We start from the raw sequence: 15986 nt of genomic DNA, 5'->3' as shown, positions 1-15986 counted from the left end.
GAAAATAGTATGTTGATAAAGTTAACAGGTGGAGCGGTCTACGATCCTGCCAGCGGGATTGATGGCGCGAAACAGGATATTTACATTCAGGACGGACGCATCGTCAATAAGCCCGTCGGCGATTTTAAGGTCGATAAAGAATACGATTTAAATGGCAAGGTGGTGATGTCCGGTGCGATTGATATGCACACACATATCGGCGGCGGCAAGGGCAATATCGCCAGAACCTTGTTGCCGGAAGATCATCGTCAGGATCCCGTTCATCGTACCGACATTTGCCGTTCCGGCTGCGGCCATGCGATGCCCAGCACCTTTGTGACTGGCTATCGTTACGCGGAAATGGGCTATACCGCCGGTTTTGAACCCGCCGTATTGCCGATTAATGCGCGCCAGGCGCATATGGAAATGGCCGACATTCCGATCCTGGATAAAGGCGGTTATGTGTTGATGGGCAGCGATGATTATTTGCTGCGTATGCTGACGGCCAAAAAAGACCAAAAAGCTATCAATGATTATGTCGCTTTTACCATGCAAGCCGCTAAAGCGATCGGCGTTAAAGTCGTTAATCCGGGCGGCATCAGTGCATTTAAATTTAATCAGCGCAAACTGGACCTGGACGAGCAAAACAGCCATTACGGCGTAACCCCGCGCGAGATTCTGCGCGTATTGGCAACGGCCGTTAAAGAGCTGGGCATTACGCATCCGCTGCATGTGCATGGTTGTAATCTGGGTGTGCCCGGCAACATGAATACTACGCTGGATACCATTCAGGGCATAGGCGGCTTGCCGATGCATTTGACCCATATTCAGTTCCATAGTTATGGTACGGAAGGGGATTTCAAGTTTTCGTCCGGTGCGGCCCAGATTGCCGAAGCGGTTAACCTTAACAAGAACATCACGATTGATGTCGGGCAGATCCTGTTCGGTCAAACCGTAACAGCATCCGGCGACAACATGCGCCAACACGCCAATCATAAGCATGCCAGCCCGAATAAATGGGTGACGATGGATATTGAATGCGATGCGGGCTGCGGCGTTGTACCGTTCAAATACAAGGACCAGAACTTCGTTAACGCGCTGCAATGGGCGATTGGCCTGGAAACCTTCCTGCTGGTTGATGACCCGTGGCGTATTTTCCTGACCACGGACCATCCGAATGGCGCACCATTCACCAGCTATCCGCATTTGATCCGCTTGCTGATGGATAGAAGTTTCCGTAACGATGTGCTGGCTACGATTCATCCCGAAGCGCAAAAGATGACCACCTTGGCATCGATTGAGCGTGAATACAGTTTGCAGGAAATTGCGATTATGACCCGCGCCGGTGCGGCCAGACTGATCGGTCTGCAAGATCGCGGCGCTTTAAGCGCCGGTAACTGGGCGGATATTACCGTTTATACCGACAACGCCGACCGGCAGCTTATGTTCGAAAAACCGGATTATGTGTTTAAAGACGGTGAGCTGGTGGTGGTAGACGGCAAGGTTGTTCACACCAAATGGGGTACGACCCATGTCGTTAAGCCTGATTTTGATGCGTCGGTAGAAAAGGATTTGCAGAAATATTTTGACCGGTTCCTGACCATGAAACTGGGCAACTTTAAAATCAGCGATGACGAGATTACCGAAGATGGGCGCGGCAGTTTGACGGTGCATCCGCTTAAAGGGACTGTGGCATGATTGTTACGGGTTTAGAAAAATAACTGCGTTAACCTTGTCAGCTACCAAGCAGGATGTTAGAGAGGTTGAATTAAAGCTGGAGTTGAAAATTGCCGAATTTAAAGACGAATTGATATGCTGGATTGTTGGAGTTGGATTTTTACAAACGATTTTGACTGCGGCATTGTTAATTAAGTTCAGTGTTGGAATGTAGTGGAAAACAAAGTGCTGCATGTGAATGTGCTCTTCCCGCCAGTCTGTGACTCGATTAAGATTCTATGAATAATAATGACATCAATTCGGCATGGGCTGCTGTTGCTCCGATACTTAGAAAATTTGATTTCTATGATATTAAGGATATTGTGGGGCTTGCTGGATTTGATTTAGAAATTCTCAAGGGACTAGGTTTTGATGCTAATAATTGGGGGAATCCAAATACGAGCCAGCTTGTGTCAGAAATAGGAGATTGTTTTCTGAGTTTTGCTGATGAAACGAAGCTTCGCTTTTTGAACACCGTCATAGAAGAAATATTCAGTGATCGATATAGGGTATTTTCATATGGCAATGAGATAGAGGAACCTGAAGGAAGAAAAGAAAGATTGCAATACTGCCTTGACAGATTAGGTTGGCAACTCATTGATAATAAGATATTGCCGATTGAAGTTTTAGATAGGTCAGATTTGGAAGAACTAGAGCCGTCTGCACGGGAAGAATTGATTAAAGCCGCAACAAAATTTCGCGACGGTGATTTAAATGAAGCAATCTTATCTGCGTATGCCGCTGTTGAAAGCGTAATTGCGCGAGTATATCGAGATAAGAGTCTTGGCGAGGTAGATTACAGTAAATCCTTTCAGCATCGATGTAAAAAAGCACTAGAGGCAACTGGTGTATATACTGCTATTGATGGTCAATTAACTGACATTGAATGGAAGGAAGGCGATATCAAAGTATTTAGGGCAAACCTTGAAGGGTCGCTCAAACAAGCTGCTTATGTGCTGCAATTGTTAAGAAATAATATGTCAAACGCCCACGGCTCAAAGCCGGTAATAAAACCTTTGGTTTTTGATAGCATCAAATGGTCGCAAATAATTGTTCGATTACTAAGTGAAAAATATGATGCTTAGTGCACTAGGCTTCAATAGCAGGATTTAGTCATGCAACAAACCATTACCATAAACGACACCTTGTTGAAAAATGCCTCGCAATGTGTGGGCGTTGATGATTTTAATGAAATAATTAATATTGCTCTGCGCGAGTTAATCAAAAATCATCAAGCCGTTGATAAACGCCGCCAGCCGCCCGCATCTATCGCCGGTAAAGGCAAGATAATCGGCGATTTAATAGAGCCCAGTGTGACGAGTGAGGATTTTGAGTGTCTCAAATAGTCGTATTGGATACGCATATTTGGGTATGGTGGCTAAATGATAAGTTTAGTTACTTATCAGCGCAGCAAATTGACTGCATAGAACAAACCGAGCGGGTAGCTGTTTCGGTTATTTCGTGTTTTGAAATAGCGCAATTGGTAAAAGGTGGTCGTTTGGTTTTGCCTTTACCGGTTAGTGAATGGTTGCAAGAGGCTTTAGCTCCGGCCGGTATTGAGCTATTGCCGTTGTCACCCGCTATTACTTGCTGTGCTGTTGATTTAACCGATATTCATAAGGATCCGTTTGATCGGATGATTATCGGCACAGCTTTAAACTATCATGCTAAGTTAATGAGCGTCGATGGTCATTTTAAAAATTATCCCGAATTGCAAGGGCATTTGCTTGATATTTAGGTTAGAGATTTACCAATCAAGCTACGATACTGAAAAATAGTTCAATAATGAGTTTAACAATATGATTATTAACGGTGTAACCATAGACGCTACGTTTGCCGAAGCGTTTCCGATGAAAGCCACTCGCGCCATCATCACCGCACAAAATGAAAAGTGGGCGATGATCTCGGCCCAAGCCATGACCGGTTTTGCAACGTCGGTGATTGCCTGCGGTTGCGAGGCGGGAATTGAGCGGGTTCTTGATCCTTCCGAAACGCCTGACGGCCGCCCCGGCGTGTCGATCATGATTTTTGCGATGGGCGGCAAAGGTTTGGCCAAGCAGCTTGAAACACGCGCGGGTCAGTGCGTATTGACGTCGCCGACCTCAGCCTTGTTTGCCGGTATTGATGGCGGCACACGCATAGCCTTGGGTAAAAACCTGCGTTATTTCGGCGACGGTTTTCAAGTGGCTAAATTAATCGACGGCAAGCGTTACTGGCGTATTCCGGTCATGGACGGCGAGTTTTTGGCCGAAGCAACTACCGGGCAGGTTGATGCAGTCGGCGGCGGCAATTTCTTGGTGTTGGCCGAATCGCAACCGCAAGCTTTGGCGGCCTGTGAGGCGGCGATTGAAGAAATGCGCAAGATCCCGAATGTGATTATGCCGTTCCCCGGCGGCGTAGTGCGCTCCGGTTCCAAGGTGGGTTCAAAATATGCGGCTTTGGGCGCGTCAACCAATGATGCTTTCTGCCCGACTTTAAAGGGGATGACCAAAACCGACCTGTCGCCGGAAATCGAATCGGTCATGGAAATCGTTATCGACGGTTTAACCAAAGAAGACATTGATAAAGCCATGCGTGTGGGCATTCAGGCGGTCTGCGATTTAGGCGCTACGAACGGCATCAAACGCATTAGTGCGGGTAATTACGGTGGCAAGTTAGGGCCGTTCCACTTTCACTTACAGGAGATTATGGCATGAGCGCTTTAACCTTTACGCTGAAACTTAAGCCTGATCAGCGCGTGGATATGTCACCGCTGGTTTGCCATAAACTGGATGGTATGCAGGCGGCTGAAATTGCCGCTCTTACGTTACAGAATGGCAAGCGCAAGATTCGTGTCGACGAGTTATTCGATATTGCAGGTTCCGACGCGCAAAACATCGTCATAAAAAACAGTTTCGGTAAGCTTGATTTTATCGGCAAAGAACTGGATGGCGGACGCATAACGGTTGAAGGCGATGCGGGCGCTTATCTCGGTTTAGGCATGAAATCTGGCGAGATTGAAGTGTCCGGTGATGTAGGGATTTATGCGGCCTGCGAAATGAAGAAAGGCTTCCTAACGATTAACGGTAATGCCGGCGATTTTTTGGGCGCGGCTCTGCCCGGCAATAAAATGGGCATGAAAGGCGGAACCGTTCTGGTTAAAGGCAATGTCGGCGAGCGCGCCGGCGATCACATGCGGCGCGGCAACATTCTGATCGAGGGCAATGCCGGCGATTATTGCGGTTCCAGAATGACGGCGGGCACTATTGCGGTCATGGGGCAGACCGGAAAATACCTAGGGTTTGCGATGCGCCGGGGCACGTTATTGTTATGGAATCAGCCGCAGGCGTCGGCAAGATTCAATGATTGCGGTGCGCACACCTTGGCGTTTTTGCCGATACTGTTTGCCTCATTTAAGAAATTTAATTCCAAATTTGCAGACGGCTCTGCGGCTTTTAACCGGGTGCAGCGTTATGCTGGCGATATGTCGGAAATGGGGCGTGGCGAAGTATTGGTTAAAATAGGGTAGCGTACTTACATCATTCGACTTGCTTGTGGCTACAAAAAAGCCCCGTTTATCGGGGCTTTTTTGTATGGACTTTAAATCTTTCCGTCCAGGCCCATCTGGAAATATTTGTGGGTGATTTTATCCTGATTTTCCAGCAGCCAGTCGATATCCGGTGTGTTGGTCATGGCTTTGTGGATCGCTTGCGTCATGGCTTTACGGTGTATATCGAACAGGATTTGATGATCCAGATTGTCGTCCGTCGCAACACTCGGATTTAACCAGACTGAACAGATAATGCCTAAATCATTGGCTTTTTCCTTGGGAATGTCGCCGGCGCGCACTGCGTCAAGCACGCCGTTGGCAATGGCCGCTTGTACGGTACCCATCAGGATATTGGTGTAGCGGCTGTTTTTTACCGTTACCTTGCTAACCATCAGCGTTACCGGACGCACTTGAATGTCGGTGTTTAAAATGGCAAAGACTTTGGAATGGCCTTTAGACTGATTGCCGGTCAGTGTTGCGAGAGCAATGCCGACCGGGCCGTCCAGTTCTCCGATAATGATTTCAGGTTCTGCCGCGGTACCCGGCGGACCGCCTGCAACCAGCGCTTCGCCGGTGCGCAATATAATTCTTTCGCTCATGACTTAAAAACTCCAAATTAAAAATAGAGAAGATCGTAGAATAGCATGATTTGGATTATTTCTGAGTAGGGTCATGGCTTCGACATTAACAGTAAACAATCATAATCGGGATGTTGCCGGGTTGAAATATGTGTATCCGGTGTTTTCCAGGCGGGCGGGCGGCTTGTCGATCGGCATCAATTTTAATCCTAACAATGCCTGTAACTGGCGTTGCATTTATTGCCAGGTTCCCAATCTTAAAGTGGGCGCGGCGCCGGATATGGATTTTCAATTGCTGGGGCAAGAGTTGAGATTTTTTCTTGATGATGTTCTCAACGGCAATTTTTATCAGCGTTTCCAGGTCGATGAAGATAAACGGGTAATTAAGGATGTTGCTATTTCCGGCAATGGCGAACCGACCAGTCTAAAGGATTTCGATAAGGCCGTAGCTTTGATTGGCGAGGTGGCAGCAGAGGCCGGGATTTTGCCGCAGTGTAATTTTGTGCTGATTACCAATGGCAGTTTGGTGCATCGGCCCTGCGTCCAGGCGGGCCTGAAAAAGTTAAAGGAATATGGCGGCGAAGTATGGTTCAAGTTGGATAGCGCCACGGAAGAGGGCCGGGCTTTAATCAATAATACCGGACAGAGCTGTCAGGCGAGCGTGGAAAATCTGTTGCTTTCGGCAAGGCTTTGTCCGACCAAGCTGCAAACCTGTTTACTCGATTACGATAAACAAGGCTTGTCCTTAAAGGAAAAAAACGCATACCTGGATTTGCTTAAGGAGATTAAAGCAAAGGGTTGTGTGCTGAAGGGGGTGATGTTGTATACGATAGCAAGGCCGTCTCTCCAGCCTGAATCCAGTCGGCTGGAGAAGTTGTCGGTAGCGGTGTTGAATGCTTTTGCTGATGAAATCAGGCTTTTTGGTTTTGAGGTCTTAGTGTCTGGCTGAGCGATGTGTTAACTTTTGATATCCAGTAGGGATCCAAGTGTTTTTTTATCGGCTTCGAGTAATTTAACTGCGGCGGAGGTTTCCAGTTCGGCTTCTTTTAAGCTGAGTACCGGTTTGATAATATCGCCGGAATTGAACTCTGGACTGCCGACTTCATCGTTTTGTATGGGCAATTTAGCGATTACTTGGGCGGCATCCGCTGATTTATGCTGGGCTGTGTTGAGTAGATTCATTGCGCTGGTCGTTGGTGTAATGTTCATGTCGTACCCCCTAATACATTGAATTGGCATCAGGCTAATACTACATCTATATGGGGAATATGCAACGATAGAATCGTAATTTTAGGATGGAACTGTGAGAAATGGGGTATTTCTTTGAGCGACGAACGGTTATGTAGAATAAATGCTTTAATTTATAGCTTGTCGTCTTCGGATGATTCCAGGTACAATTACAAGTTCATTTAAAGTGCGAATGTGGCGGAACTGGTAGACGCGCTGGATTTAGGTTCCAGTAGGTTATCCTGTGAGAGTTCGAGTCTCTCCATTCGCACCACCCAATTCATAAGAGTCAGCCCTCATCGCTAACTTTTCAGTTCTTTTAAGCCGTCTACCGGTATTCTATAAAAAATCTTATTTTAAATTTAATTGAGGTAAAGAAATGCAAGTTTCTGTCGAAAAGACATCAGAATTAAGCAGAAAAATGACTGTTAGCGTGCCTGAGGAAGTTGTTCAGGAAAAAATGGCGGCACGTTTAAAATCGTTAGCGCGCGAAGTTAAAATTGATGGCTTTCGGCCGGGTAAAGCGCCCCAGCATGTTATCAAGAAAATGTATGGAGACCGGGTTCGTGGTGAAATAGCTGGAGATCTGGTTGAGACTACTTATTTTGAAGCATTAAAGGAACAGGATTTAAGACCTGCAGGTTATCCGCATATTCAGTCATCAGATGAATCTGATGGTTTCAAATATACTGCCGAGTTTGAAGTTTACCCTGAAATCTCACTGGAAGGCATTGATCAAATTGAAGTGGTGCGTCCTGTTGCGACCGTTCAAGATGTCGATGTGGACGGCATGATTGAGAAACTAAGAGCGCAAAAGAAAAGCTGGGCTACGGTCGAGCGCGCATCCCAGGAACCTGATCGCGTGACGATTAGTTTTTCCGGCGTTTCCGAGGGTGAGAACTTTACCGATGGAAAGGTAGAAAATTATTCAGTTGAAATCGGCGCGAAACAAATGATTCCGGGGTTTGAAGAAAATCTGGTTGGTCTCAGCGTTGGTGAGAAGAAAACCTTTGAGGTGTCTTTTCCTGAAGAATATGGCAATGAAAAATTGGCCGGTAAAGTGGCTGAGTTTGAAGTTGAAGTGATTAGTGTTGAAGAGCCTGTGCTGCCTGAAATCGATGATGCTTTTATTAAAGCGTATGGTATTGATGGTTCAGTGGATGCTTTCCGTGAAGATATCAAAAGCAATCTGGAAAATGAGCTTGAGCAGGCGTTGCGCAACAAGCTGAAAAACGCAGTGATGAATGCGTTAGCTGAAAAGATTCAGATCAGTGTTCCAAATACACTGGTTGACCAGGAAGTCGAAAGTATGATGAAGCCATACATCGAAACCGCCAAAAGACAGAAAATGAAGCTGGAAGATTTGAAGTTGCCCAGAGATGCTTTTGAAGAACAGGCAAAACGTCGTGTTGCGTTGGGTTTGATCTTAAGTGAAATTATTCATGAAAATGGTATTAAGGTGGACGACAATAAGGTACGCTCTACTATTGAAGACATGGCGAAAAGCTATGAGCGTCCCAAAGACGTGGTTGAATGGTATTATTCCGATGAAAACCGCTTGAACGATGTGCGGCAGATGGTTTTGGAAAATCAGACCATTGACTGGCTGGTTGCTCAAGCAAAAGTGACTGACGAGACTATAAGTTTTAGCGATGCTATGAACAAGCAAGGGTAAGGGGTTTAAATGTATAACCAGTACATAAGAAATCAAATGATGGCTCCAGAGGCAGCGGGTGGCTTGGTTCCTATCGTTATCGAGCAAACTGCTCGGGGCGAGCGTTCTTTCGATATTTATTCGAGATTATTAAAAGAGCGGGTGATCTTTCTGGTAGGGCAGGTTGAAGATTACATGGCTAATCTGGTTGTTGCCCAGTTGCTTTTTCTGGAATCGGAAAACCCCGATAAGGATATTCATTTATATATTAATTCGCCAGGCGGTTCGGTGACGGCGGGTATGTCGATCTATGACACCATGCAGTTCATTAAGCCCGATGTCAGCACCATGTGTATCGGCCAAGCCGCAAGTATGGGGGCCTTGCTGTTGACTGGCGGAGCCAAAGGCAAACGTTATTGCTTGCCTCACTCCAGAATGATGATTCATCAGCCATTGGGTGGCTTTCAGGGCCAAGCTTCGGATATTGATATTCATGCCAGAGAAATCCTGTCGATCAGGGAAAAGCTGAATAAAATTCTTTCTGATCATACTGGGCAACCGATAGAAAAGGTTCAGCAAGATACTGACAGAGACAACTTCTTGAGTGCAAACGATGCGGTTAGTTACGGTCTGATTGATCAAGTATTGTCGAGCCGAGCAGCGATTGCGAATAAATAATGGTTGGAATTTTTTTGTATTTCGATCTATTCTTCGCCCTATCGAAAATAAAAACATCATCTCCGGATGTTTGCGGGAGCCTAATTTATGAGTAATGACAAAAACAGCAAAGACGACGATAAACTGCTTTATTGTTCTTTTTGCGGTAAAAGTCAGCATGAGGTCAGAAAGCTTATTGCAGGGCCGTCAGTTTATGTCTGTGATGAATGTGTGGATCTTTGTAATGATATTATCAAAGACGAATTACAGGATGATTCATCTTCTTTTAGCGGCGGTGAATTGCCCAAGCCGAAAGAGATAAAAGAAGAACTTGATAATTACGTTATCGGTCAGGAAAATGCGAAAAAGATTTTGGCGGTGGCTGTTTATAATCATTATAAGCGGCTGCGCAGTAAGTCTAAAAAAGATGCGGTTGAATTAGCAAAAAGTAATATTTTGTTGATTGGGCCTACCGGTTCAGGGAAAACCTTGCTGGCTGAGACCTTGGCGCGTTTACTGGACGTGCCGTTTACTATCGCCGATGCAACTACGTTGACAGAAGCCGGTTATGTAGGTGAGGACGTAGAAAACATTATTCAGAAGATTCTACAGAAATGTGATTATGATGTAGAAAAAGCGGAAACCGGCATCGTTTATATCGATGAGATCGATAAGATTTCCAGAAAATCCGATAATCCGTCGATTACCCGCGATGTTTCAGGCGAGGGTGTGCAGCAGGCTTTGTTGAAGCTGATTGAAGGCACCATCGCTTCGGTTCCGCCTCAAGGTGGACGCAAGCACCCGCAACAGGAGTTTTTGCAAGTTAATACGGCTAATATCCTGTTTATAGTCGGAGGCGCTTTTGCCGGTTTGGATCGGGTTATTAAGGATCGTTCCGAGAAAGGCGGGATTGGTTTCGCAGCCGAAATAAAGACCAAAGACGAGTCTAAAAATATTGGTCAGCTGTTTGCCGAAGTCGAAGCTGAGGATCTGATTAAATATGGTTTGATTCCTGAATTCGTTGGCCGTCTGCCGGTTGTTGCTACATTAGAGGAACTGGACGAGAAAGCTTTAGTGCAGATACTAACTGAGCCCAAAAATGCACTAATCAAACAATACAAGCACTTATTTGAGATGGAAGGCGCCGAGCTGGAGTTTCGCGATGATTCCTTGGTTGCAATCGCCCGTAAAGCCATGGAAAGAAAAACCGGCGCGAGAGGATTAAGGACGATTGTTGAAAATGTCCTGTTGAACACCATGTATGAGTTGCCGTCTGCGGATAATATTTGCAAGGTTGTTGTCGATGGCAGTGTCATTTTAGGTGAATCGGAACCTATTCTGGTTTATGAAGCCGAAAAGAAAAAAGCTTCTGCCGAATCTTAAAAGAAATTTTTGCCGGTTGATAAAAAGGGAGTCTTTATTTTAAAGCTCCCTTTTTTTATGCAGTAGATAGTTTAAAAAATACTATTTTGAGCCGGCAAGCTTGCTATTTAAATTAACATCCCCATAATTTCTCTTTCTAAGAAAAATTGGTAAGGTTCCATTTATGGAAACGCACAAAATGACAGAGTTACAACAAATAAATGTACTGATTCCGGTTTTGCCGCTCAGAGATGTGGTCGTTTATCCGCATATGGTCATTCCCTTGTTTGTCGGTAGGGAAAGGTCGATTGATGCTTTAGATGCCGCCATGAAAGACAATAAACAGATTTTATTGGTCGCGCAAAAAGAGGCTGAAGTCGATGAGCCGGATATTGCTGATCTTTATGAGATCGGCACCCTGGCTAATATCTTACAGATGCTGAAATTACCTGATGGAACTGTCAAGGTTTTGGTTGAAGGGATTCAGCGCAGCAAAGTGTTGCGTTACAAAGAAACGGGGGATTATTTTTCTGCCGAGGTGACGGAAATTCACGATATTTTAAAACTCACTGAGCAAGAGCAGGATGTGTTACAGCGGACGGTGATTAATTCGTTCGATCAATACGTTAAGCTGAATAATAAGATTCCGCCGGAAGTCTTGAATTCATTGTCCGGTATTGACGATCCAAGCCGTCTTGCCGATACGATGGCGGCTCATATGACTTTAAAGGTTAATGAAAAGCAGGCTATTCTTGAAACAGCAGACATTGAAAAGCGGTTGGAAGATTTAATGACCTTAATGGAAGGGGAGGTTGACCTTCTGGAGATGGAGAAAAGAATCCGGGTGCGCGTTAAGCAGCAAATGGAGAAGAACCAAAGGGAATACTATCTGAATGAACAGATGAAGGCGATTCAAAAAGAATTGGGGGACATGGATGATGTACCCAATGAAATTGAAGAGCTGGCGAAGAAAATTGAGAGCGCCGGTATGTCTAAAGAAGCCCGGGCAAAAGCGGATGCAGAGCTTAACAAGCTTAAGCAGATGTCGCCTATGTCAGCCGAGGCAACCGTGGTGCGCAATTATATTGACTGGATGGTCAATGTACCCTGGAAGAAAAAAACCAAAGTACGTCATGATTTAAAGCTTGCCGAGCAGGTTTTGGAGGCCGAGCATTACGGGTTGGAGAAGGTTAAAGAGCGTATTCTTGAATATCTTGCCGTTCAGCAACGGGTGAGGCAGCTCAAAGGGCCTATTTTGTGTTTGGTGGGACCTCCGGGTGTAGGTAAAACCTCGTTGGGTGAGTCCATTGCCAGGGCAACCAATCGCAAATATGTGCGTATGGCTCTGGGCGGCGTGCGCGATGAGGCTGAAATCCGCGGGCATCGTCGAACTTATATAGGTTCTATGCCGGGTAAAATTTTGCAGAATCTGGCCAAAGTGAAAACGCGGAACCCTATGTTTTTGCTCGATGAAATCGATAAAATGGCGGCCGATTTTCGGGGAGATCCGGCGTCGGCTTTATTAGAGGTGCTGGATCCCGAGCAGAATCACACTTTTTCAGATCATTATCTGGAAGTGGATTTCGATTTGTCGGATGTGATGTTTGTTGCGACTGCCAATACTATGAATATACCTCCGGCGCTGCTGGACAGAATGGAAGTTATACGCATTGCCGGTTATACGGAAGACGAAAAAATCAATATCGCAATCCGGTATTTGATCCCGAAGCAAGTTAATAATAACGGTCTTAAGGATCGGGACATTCAGATCACGGAAGAGGCTGTCAGGGATATGATCCGTTATTACTCTCGGGAAGCGGGGGTGCGGAGTCTTGAGCGTGAAATCTCGAAAATTTGCCGTAAAGTGGTTAAGGATTTGCTGTTAAAGCCAAGAAAAAGCAAAGTCGTGGTTAATTCGGGAAATTTGGATAAATATCTAGGGGTTAGGCGTTTTCATTACGGTTTGGCTGAAGAGAAAGATCAGATTGGACAAGTGACCGGTTTGGCCTGGACCGAAGTAGGGGGCGAATTGCTGACTATTGAGACAGCGGTAATTCCGGGAAAAGGCAAGCATTCGGCAACCGGTAAGCTCGGTGATGTCATGAAGGAGTCAATTGAAGCCGCGATGACGGTGGTCAGGAGCCGGTCGGAAATCCTGGGTATTGATAATGAGCTGTTTCAGAAAAATGATATACATATCCATGTGCCGGAAGGCGCGACTCCCAAAGATGGTCCGAGTGCCGGGGTGGGTATGTGTACCGCTATCATCTCAGCTTTGACCAAAATACCTGTTCGCGCCTGTGTAGCTATGACAGGTGAAATTACCTTGCGAGGAGAGGTGTTGCCTATCGGGGGATTGAAAGAAAAACTCCTGGCGGCTCACCGCGGAGGGATAACAACAGTTTTGATTCCAGCTGAGAATGAAAAAGATTTGGCAGAGATACCGGAAAATATCAAGCAAAATCTTAAGATCAAACCCGTCCATTGGATTGACGAGGTATTGGAAGTCGCTTTGCAATATATGCCCATGCCTGTTGAAAAGATAGAAGCGGAAGAGCAAGGAAAAAATGAAGCTGACGCAGTTAAAATAATAAAACAGGGTTTAACAGCACATTGACTAATGCTAAGTTTTGTTAAGGAATTGGCAAAACCGCAAAAATCAGGGCTTCCGGGGTGGTAATGCTTGACACTGCGCAAGCCCAGTTGTTATAAATACCGGTGTTTTTTGTGCTGCCGAGGATGGGGCATCAAGAATTATCACGCTGAGCTTTTAGAATATAACTTTAAAAAATGACTTCCTAAGGGGGAATAATGAATAAATCGGAACTTATTGACGCTATAGCAGAATCTGCTGAATTAACTAAAGCGGATGCGGGTCGTGCATTAGATGGCTTTATTGGTGCAGTTACAAAAGCCTTAAGCAACGGTGATTCAGTTGCTTTAGTTGGATTTGGAACATACGCTGTAAAAGAAAGAGCGGAGCGCAAAGGACGTAATCCACAGACTGGGGCTGAGATTACTATTAAGGCTGCAAAAATTCCTTCATTTAAAGCTGGTAAATCTTTAAAAGATGCTGTAAACTAGGATTTCTTTAGTCGGGTGCTTAGCTCAGCTGGGAGAGCATCGCCCTTACAAGGCGAGGGTCGGGGGTTCGAACCCCTCAGCACCCACCAGACTTTGGAGTGGTAGTTCAGTTGGTTAGAATACCGGCCTGTCACGCCGGTGGTCGCGGGTTCGAGCCCCGTCCACTCCGCCAAAATCAAAAAAGCCCCGGATCGATTGGTTCGGGGCTTTTTTTTTGATTAAAATTAAGTTGTTTCTTTAGGACAGAGCATATGCTGACAAAAATTAGAGAAAAAGCACAAGGTGCTTTTGCATGGGGTATTTTGATAGTAATTTGTGTGCCCTTTGCTTTATGGGGGATTCAGAACTATTTGGATACCGGAAAAGAAGCACCTGTCGCTTCCGTAGGCGATAAGGATTTTTTTCAGCGCGATGTTAACAAGGCTTATGAGCAGTATAGCCAGAATCTTCAAGGGATGACCATTGACGAACAAAGCTTGAAGGCGCAGGCGTTGGAGAAGCTGATAAAGGATGAAGTTTTATTGCAATATGTGCATGCCAAAGGCTTGGTTACAACGGATGATACCGCGCGCGAATTTATACAATCGCTGCCTTATTTTCAGGTAGATGGTAAGTTTGATGACAAGCGGTATAAAACAATGCTTAATTTACAAAAAATGTCCTCAGCGGAATTTGTAAACAGGATCAAGAGCGCACTGATCATGGAGCAGTTTCAGCGCAGCATTATAGATAGCAGTTTTGCAACGAAATATGATGTGGAAAGTTTTTTCAAAATCCAGAATCAGCAACGTGATGTAGATTATGTCACTGTTGCGGTGCAAAAAACGGCAGAGCAACCCACAGAGGAAGAAATCACAGCCTATTATCAACAGCATCAGGATGCCTATCAAACGCCTGAGCAAGTCTCTATAGAATATATAGAATTATCGCTTGAAGATATAGCCAAGACGATAGCGGTAACTGATGACAAATTGAAAGCTTATTATGAGGAGCAAAAAGATCAATACACTACCGCAGAACGAAGGAAAATCAGTCATATCCTGTTTGCAATTAATGACAAAACCGACGAGAAAACGGCTTTGGAAAAAGCCTTGAACGCAAAAAAAGAATTGGCTAATAAAGATTTTGCGGCTGTTGCGGCGGAAGTTTCCGACGATAAGTTAACCGCTAAAACAGGCGGGGATTTAGGCCTGTTTAATGTCGGCGTCATGGAAAAATCATTTGAGGATGCGGCGAGCGCTCTAAAGCTGGGTGAAGTTTCAAATCCCGTTAAGTCGGCATTCGGTTATCATCTGATTAAAGTAACCGAGTTGGCGCCGGGAGAAGTCAAACCGTTCGATTCAGTGAAAAACGAAGTGACCAAGGCTTATCAGAAAGCCCAAGCGGAAAATGCCTTTTATGAGGCGGGTGAAACCTTGACCGAAATGAGTTATGAAAATCCCGACAACCTGAAAACAGTTGCAGACGCTTTAGGCGTCACCATTAAGAAATCGGCCTTATTCACCAAAGACAAGGGCGAGAGCATTGCCGCTGAAGAGAAAGTTCGGAGTGCAGCCTTCACTGAAGAAGTTCTGCATGGTAACAATAGCGCACCGATAGAATTGGGAACCGACAGCCTGGTTGTGTTGCGGCTGTTGGAACACAAAGCGGCGGCTGCGCGTGAGCAAAAAGATGTTAAGCCGGAGATAGTTGCGGTATTACAGTCCGATAAAGCCAGGCGGCAGGCTGCTGAAACAGCTAAAAAGATCAAGGCTAAATTACAGGCGGGCGATTCTATTCAGGCTGTAGCGGCTGAGAACAAGCTGCAAGTTAAAACAGTGGCGGGTTTAACACGCAGCAAAGATGGTTTGCCATTGGTGCTGAGTGATGCGATTTTTAGGGCGGCTAAACCAGTGGGCGGAAAATCCACTGTTTTTATTGCTGAATTACCCGCCGGAGAACAAGCGGTTGTGAGTTTGTCGAAAGTAAAGGAAGGCGTAATGACTGAAGACGATAAAAAGCAGCTGGAACTGGCGACGAAGAATATTGCCAAGGCTTTCGGGCAGACTGAGTTTAATGCGTTGATAAACAGCTTGCAGGCCGATGCCGATATATCGGTGAAGCGGTAGAGCGGAGCCCATCACATAGTTGAGTGATGGGGTTGGATACTACCGAGCCGGAAATAAAAAAGGGAGCTTTAAGCTCCCTTTTTTTGCGTCAA

General features: G+C 45.6%; 15 protein-coding genes and 3 tRNA genes. 16 read left to right on the top strand and 2 right to left on the bottom strand.

Translation table 11 applies throughout. The annotated features are described in order from the left end of the window. Window positions 1–9: 9 nt before the first annotated feature. The 6 genes from B0F88_RS04235 (at window position 10) to B0F88_RS04205 (ending at window position 5203) form a co-directional block, all read left to right on the top strand. Window positions 10–1677, top strand: coding sequence for a formylmethanofuran dehydrogenase subunit A (locus B0F88_RS04235; RefSeq protein ID WP_104422708.1), 1668 nt, complete (start codon window positions 10–12; stop codon window positions 1675–1677). Between the two features lie 257 nt (window positions 1678–1934). Next, complete coding sequence (locus B0F88_RS04225) at window positions 1935–2780, top strand: hypothetical protein (protein WP_104422707.1); 846 nt, start codon at window positions 1935–1937, stop codon at window positions 2778–2780. Between the two features lie 30 nt (window positions 2781–2810). Further along, window positions 2811–3041, top strand: coding sequence for a type II toxin-antitoxin system VapB family antitoxin (locus tag B0F88_RS04220; RefSeq protein WP_104422706.1), 231 nt, complete (start codon window positions 2811–2813; stop codon window positions 3039–3041). Further along, a complete protein-coding gene (locus B0F88_RS04215) occupies window positions 3029–3433 on the top strand; it encodes a type II toxin-antitoxin system VapC family toxin (RefSeq protein WP_104422705.1) in 405 nt (134 codons plus the stop codon). Before B0F88_RS04220 ends, B0F88_RS04215 begins: the two co-directional genes overlap by 13 nt. Before the next feature lie 61 nt (window positions 3434–3494). Further along, entirely contained in the window at window positions 3495–4391 is an 897-nt protein-coding gene (gene fhcD / locus B0F88_RS04210; RefSeq protein WP_104422704.1) for a formylmethanofuran--tetrahydromethanopterin N-formyltransferase, read from the top strand. Continuing rightward, a complete protein-coding gene (locus B0F88_RS04205; protein WP_104422703.1) occupies window positions 4388–5203 on the top strand; it encodes a formylmethanofuran dehydrogenase subunit C in 816 nt (271 codons plus the stop codon). Before fhcD ends, B0F88_RS04205 begins: the two co-directional genes overlap by 4 nt. Window positions 5204–5274: 71 nt before the next feature. On the opposite strand, the gene fae is transcribed toward B0F88_RS04205, so the two are convergent. After that, window positions 5275–5823 (bottom strand): formaldehyde-activating enzyme, encoded by a 549-nt coding sequence (gene fae, locus B0F88_RS04200; RefSeq protein ID WP_104422702.1) that lies wholly within the window; start codon window positions 5821–5823, stop codon window positions 5275–5277. Between the two features lie 73 nt (window positions 5824–5896). Here fae and B0F88_RS04195 point away from each other — a divergent pair, with 73 nt between their 5' ends. Beyond that, on the top strand, window positions 5897–6751 hold the full coding sequence (locus B0F88_RS04195) for a radical SAM protein (RefSeq protein WP_104422701.1): 855 nt from the start codon (window positions 5897–5899) through the stop codon (window positions 6749–6751). An 8-nt stretch (window positions 6752–6759) separates the two neighbouring features. Here the strand turns inward: B0F88_RS04195 and B0F88_RS04190 are convergent, their stop codons facing one another. Further along, a complete protein-coding gene (locus B0F88_RS04190; protein ID WP_104422700.1) occupies window positions 6760–7011 on the bottom strand; it encodes a hypothetical protein in 252 nt (83 codons plus the stop codon). A gap of 207 nt (window positions 7012–7218) precedes the next feature. On the opposite strand from B0F88_RS04190, the gene B0F88_RS04185 reads away from it, so the two are divergent. From B0F88_RS04185 to B0F88_RS04145, 9 genes are all read left to right on the top strand, one after another. After that, window positions 7219–7303: transfer RNA gene (locus tag B0F88_RS04185), tRNA-Leu, on the top strand. 105 nt (window positions 7304–7408) lie between these two features. Next, window positions 7409–8704 carry a trigger factor gene (gene tig, locus B0F88_RS04180; protein WP_104422699.1) on the top strand — a complete coding sequence of 432 codons (1296 nt, stop codon included), beginning with the start codon at window positions 7409–7411 and terminating at the stop codon, window positions 8702–8704. Between the two features lie 39 nt (window positions 8705–8743). Continuing rightward, a complete protein-coding gene (clpP, locus tag B0F88_RS04175) occupies window positions 8744–9361 on the top strand; it encodes an ATP-dependent Clp endopeptidase proteolytic subunit ClpP (RefSeq protein ID WP_104422997.1) in 618 nt (205 codons plus the stop codon). 87 nt (window positions 9362–9448) lie between these two features. Beyond that, the gene (gene clpX / locus B0F88_RS04170; protein WP_104422698.1) at window positions 9449–10723 is read left to right on the top strand and encodes an ATP-dependent Clp protease ATP-binding subunit ClpX; all 1275 of its coding nucleotides are present in this window, start codon (window positions 9449–9451) and stop codon (window positions 10721–10723) included. A 163-nt stretch (window positions 10724–10886) separates the two neighbouring features. Next, window positions 10887–13319, top strand: coding sequence for an endopeptidase La (gene lon / locus B0F88_RS04165; RefSeq protein ID WP_104422697.1), 2433 nt, complete (start codon window positions 10887–10889; stop codon window positions 13317–13319). 194 nt (window positions 13320–13513) lie between these two features. Then, on the top strand, window positions 13514–13786 hold the full coding sequence (locus B0F88_RS04160; protein ID WP_104422696.1) for an HU family DNA-binding protein: 273 nt from the start codon (window positions 13514–13516) through the stop codon (window positions 13784–13786). Between the two features lie 13 nt (window positions 13787–13799). Beyond that, window positions 13800–13875 (top strand) — tRNA-Val (locus B0F88_RS04155). A gap of 6 nt (window positions 13876–13881) precedes the next feature. Then, a tRNA-Asp gene (locus B0F88_RS04150) sits at window positions 13882–13958 on the top strand. A 79-nt stretch (window positions 13959–14037) separates the two neighbouring features. Continuing rightward, window positions 14038–15894 carry a SurA N-terminal domain-containing protein gene (locus B0F88_RS04145; protein WP_104422695.1) on the top strand — a complete coding sequence of 619 codons (1857 nt, stop codon included), beginning with the start codon at window positions 14038–14040 and terminating at the stop codon, window positions 15892–15894. Window positions 15895–15986 lie beyond the last annotated feature (92 nt).

Source organism: Methylobacter tundripaludum (genome assembly GCF_002934365.1).
GTDB classification, from domain to species: domain Bacteria; phylum Pseudomonadota; class Gammaproteobacteria; order Methylococcales; family Methylomonadaceae; genus Methylobacter_A; species Methylobacter_A tundripaludum_A.
The sequence above is the reverse complement of the archived record's forward strand: the minus strand, read 5'-3'. Positions and strand labels throughout refer to the sequence as shown.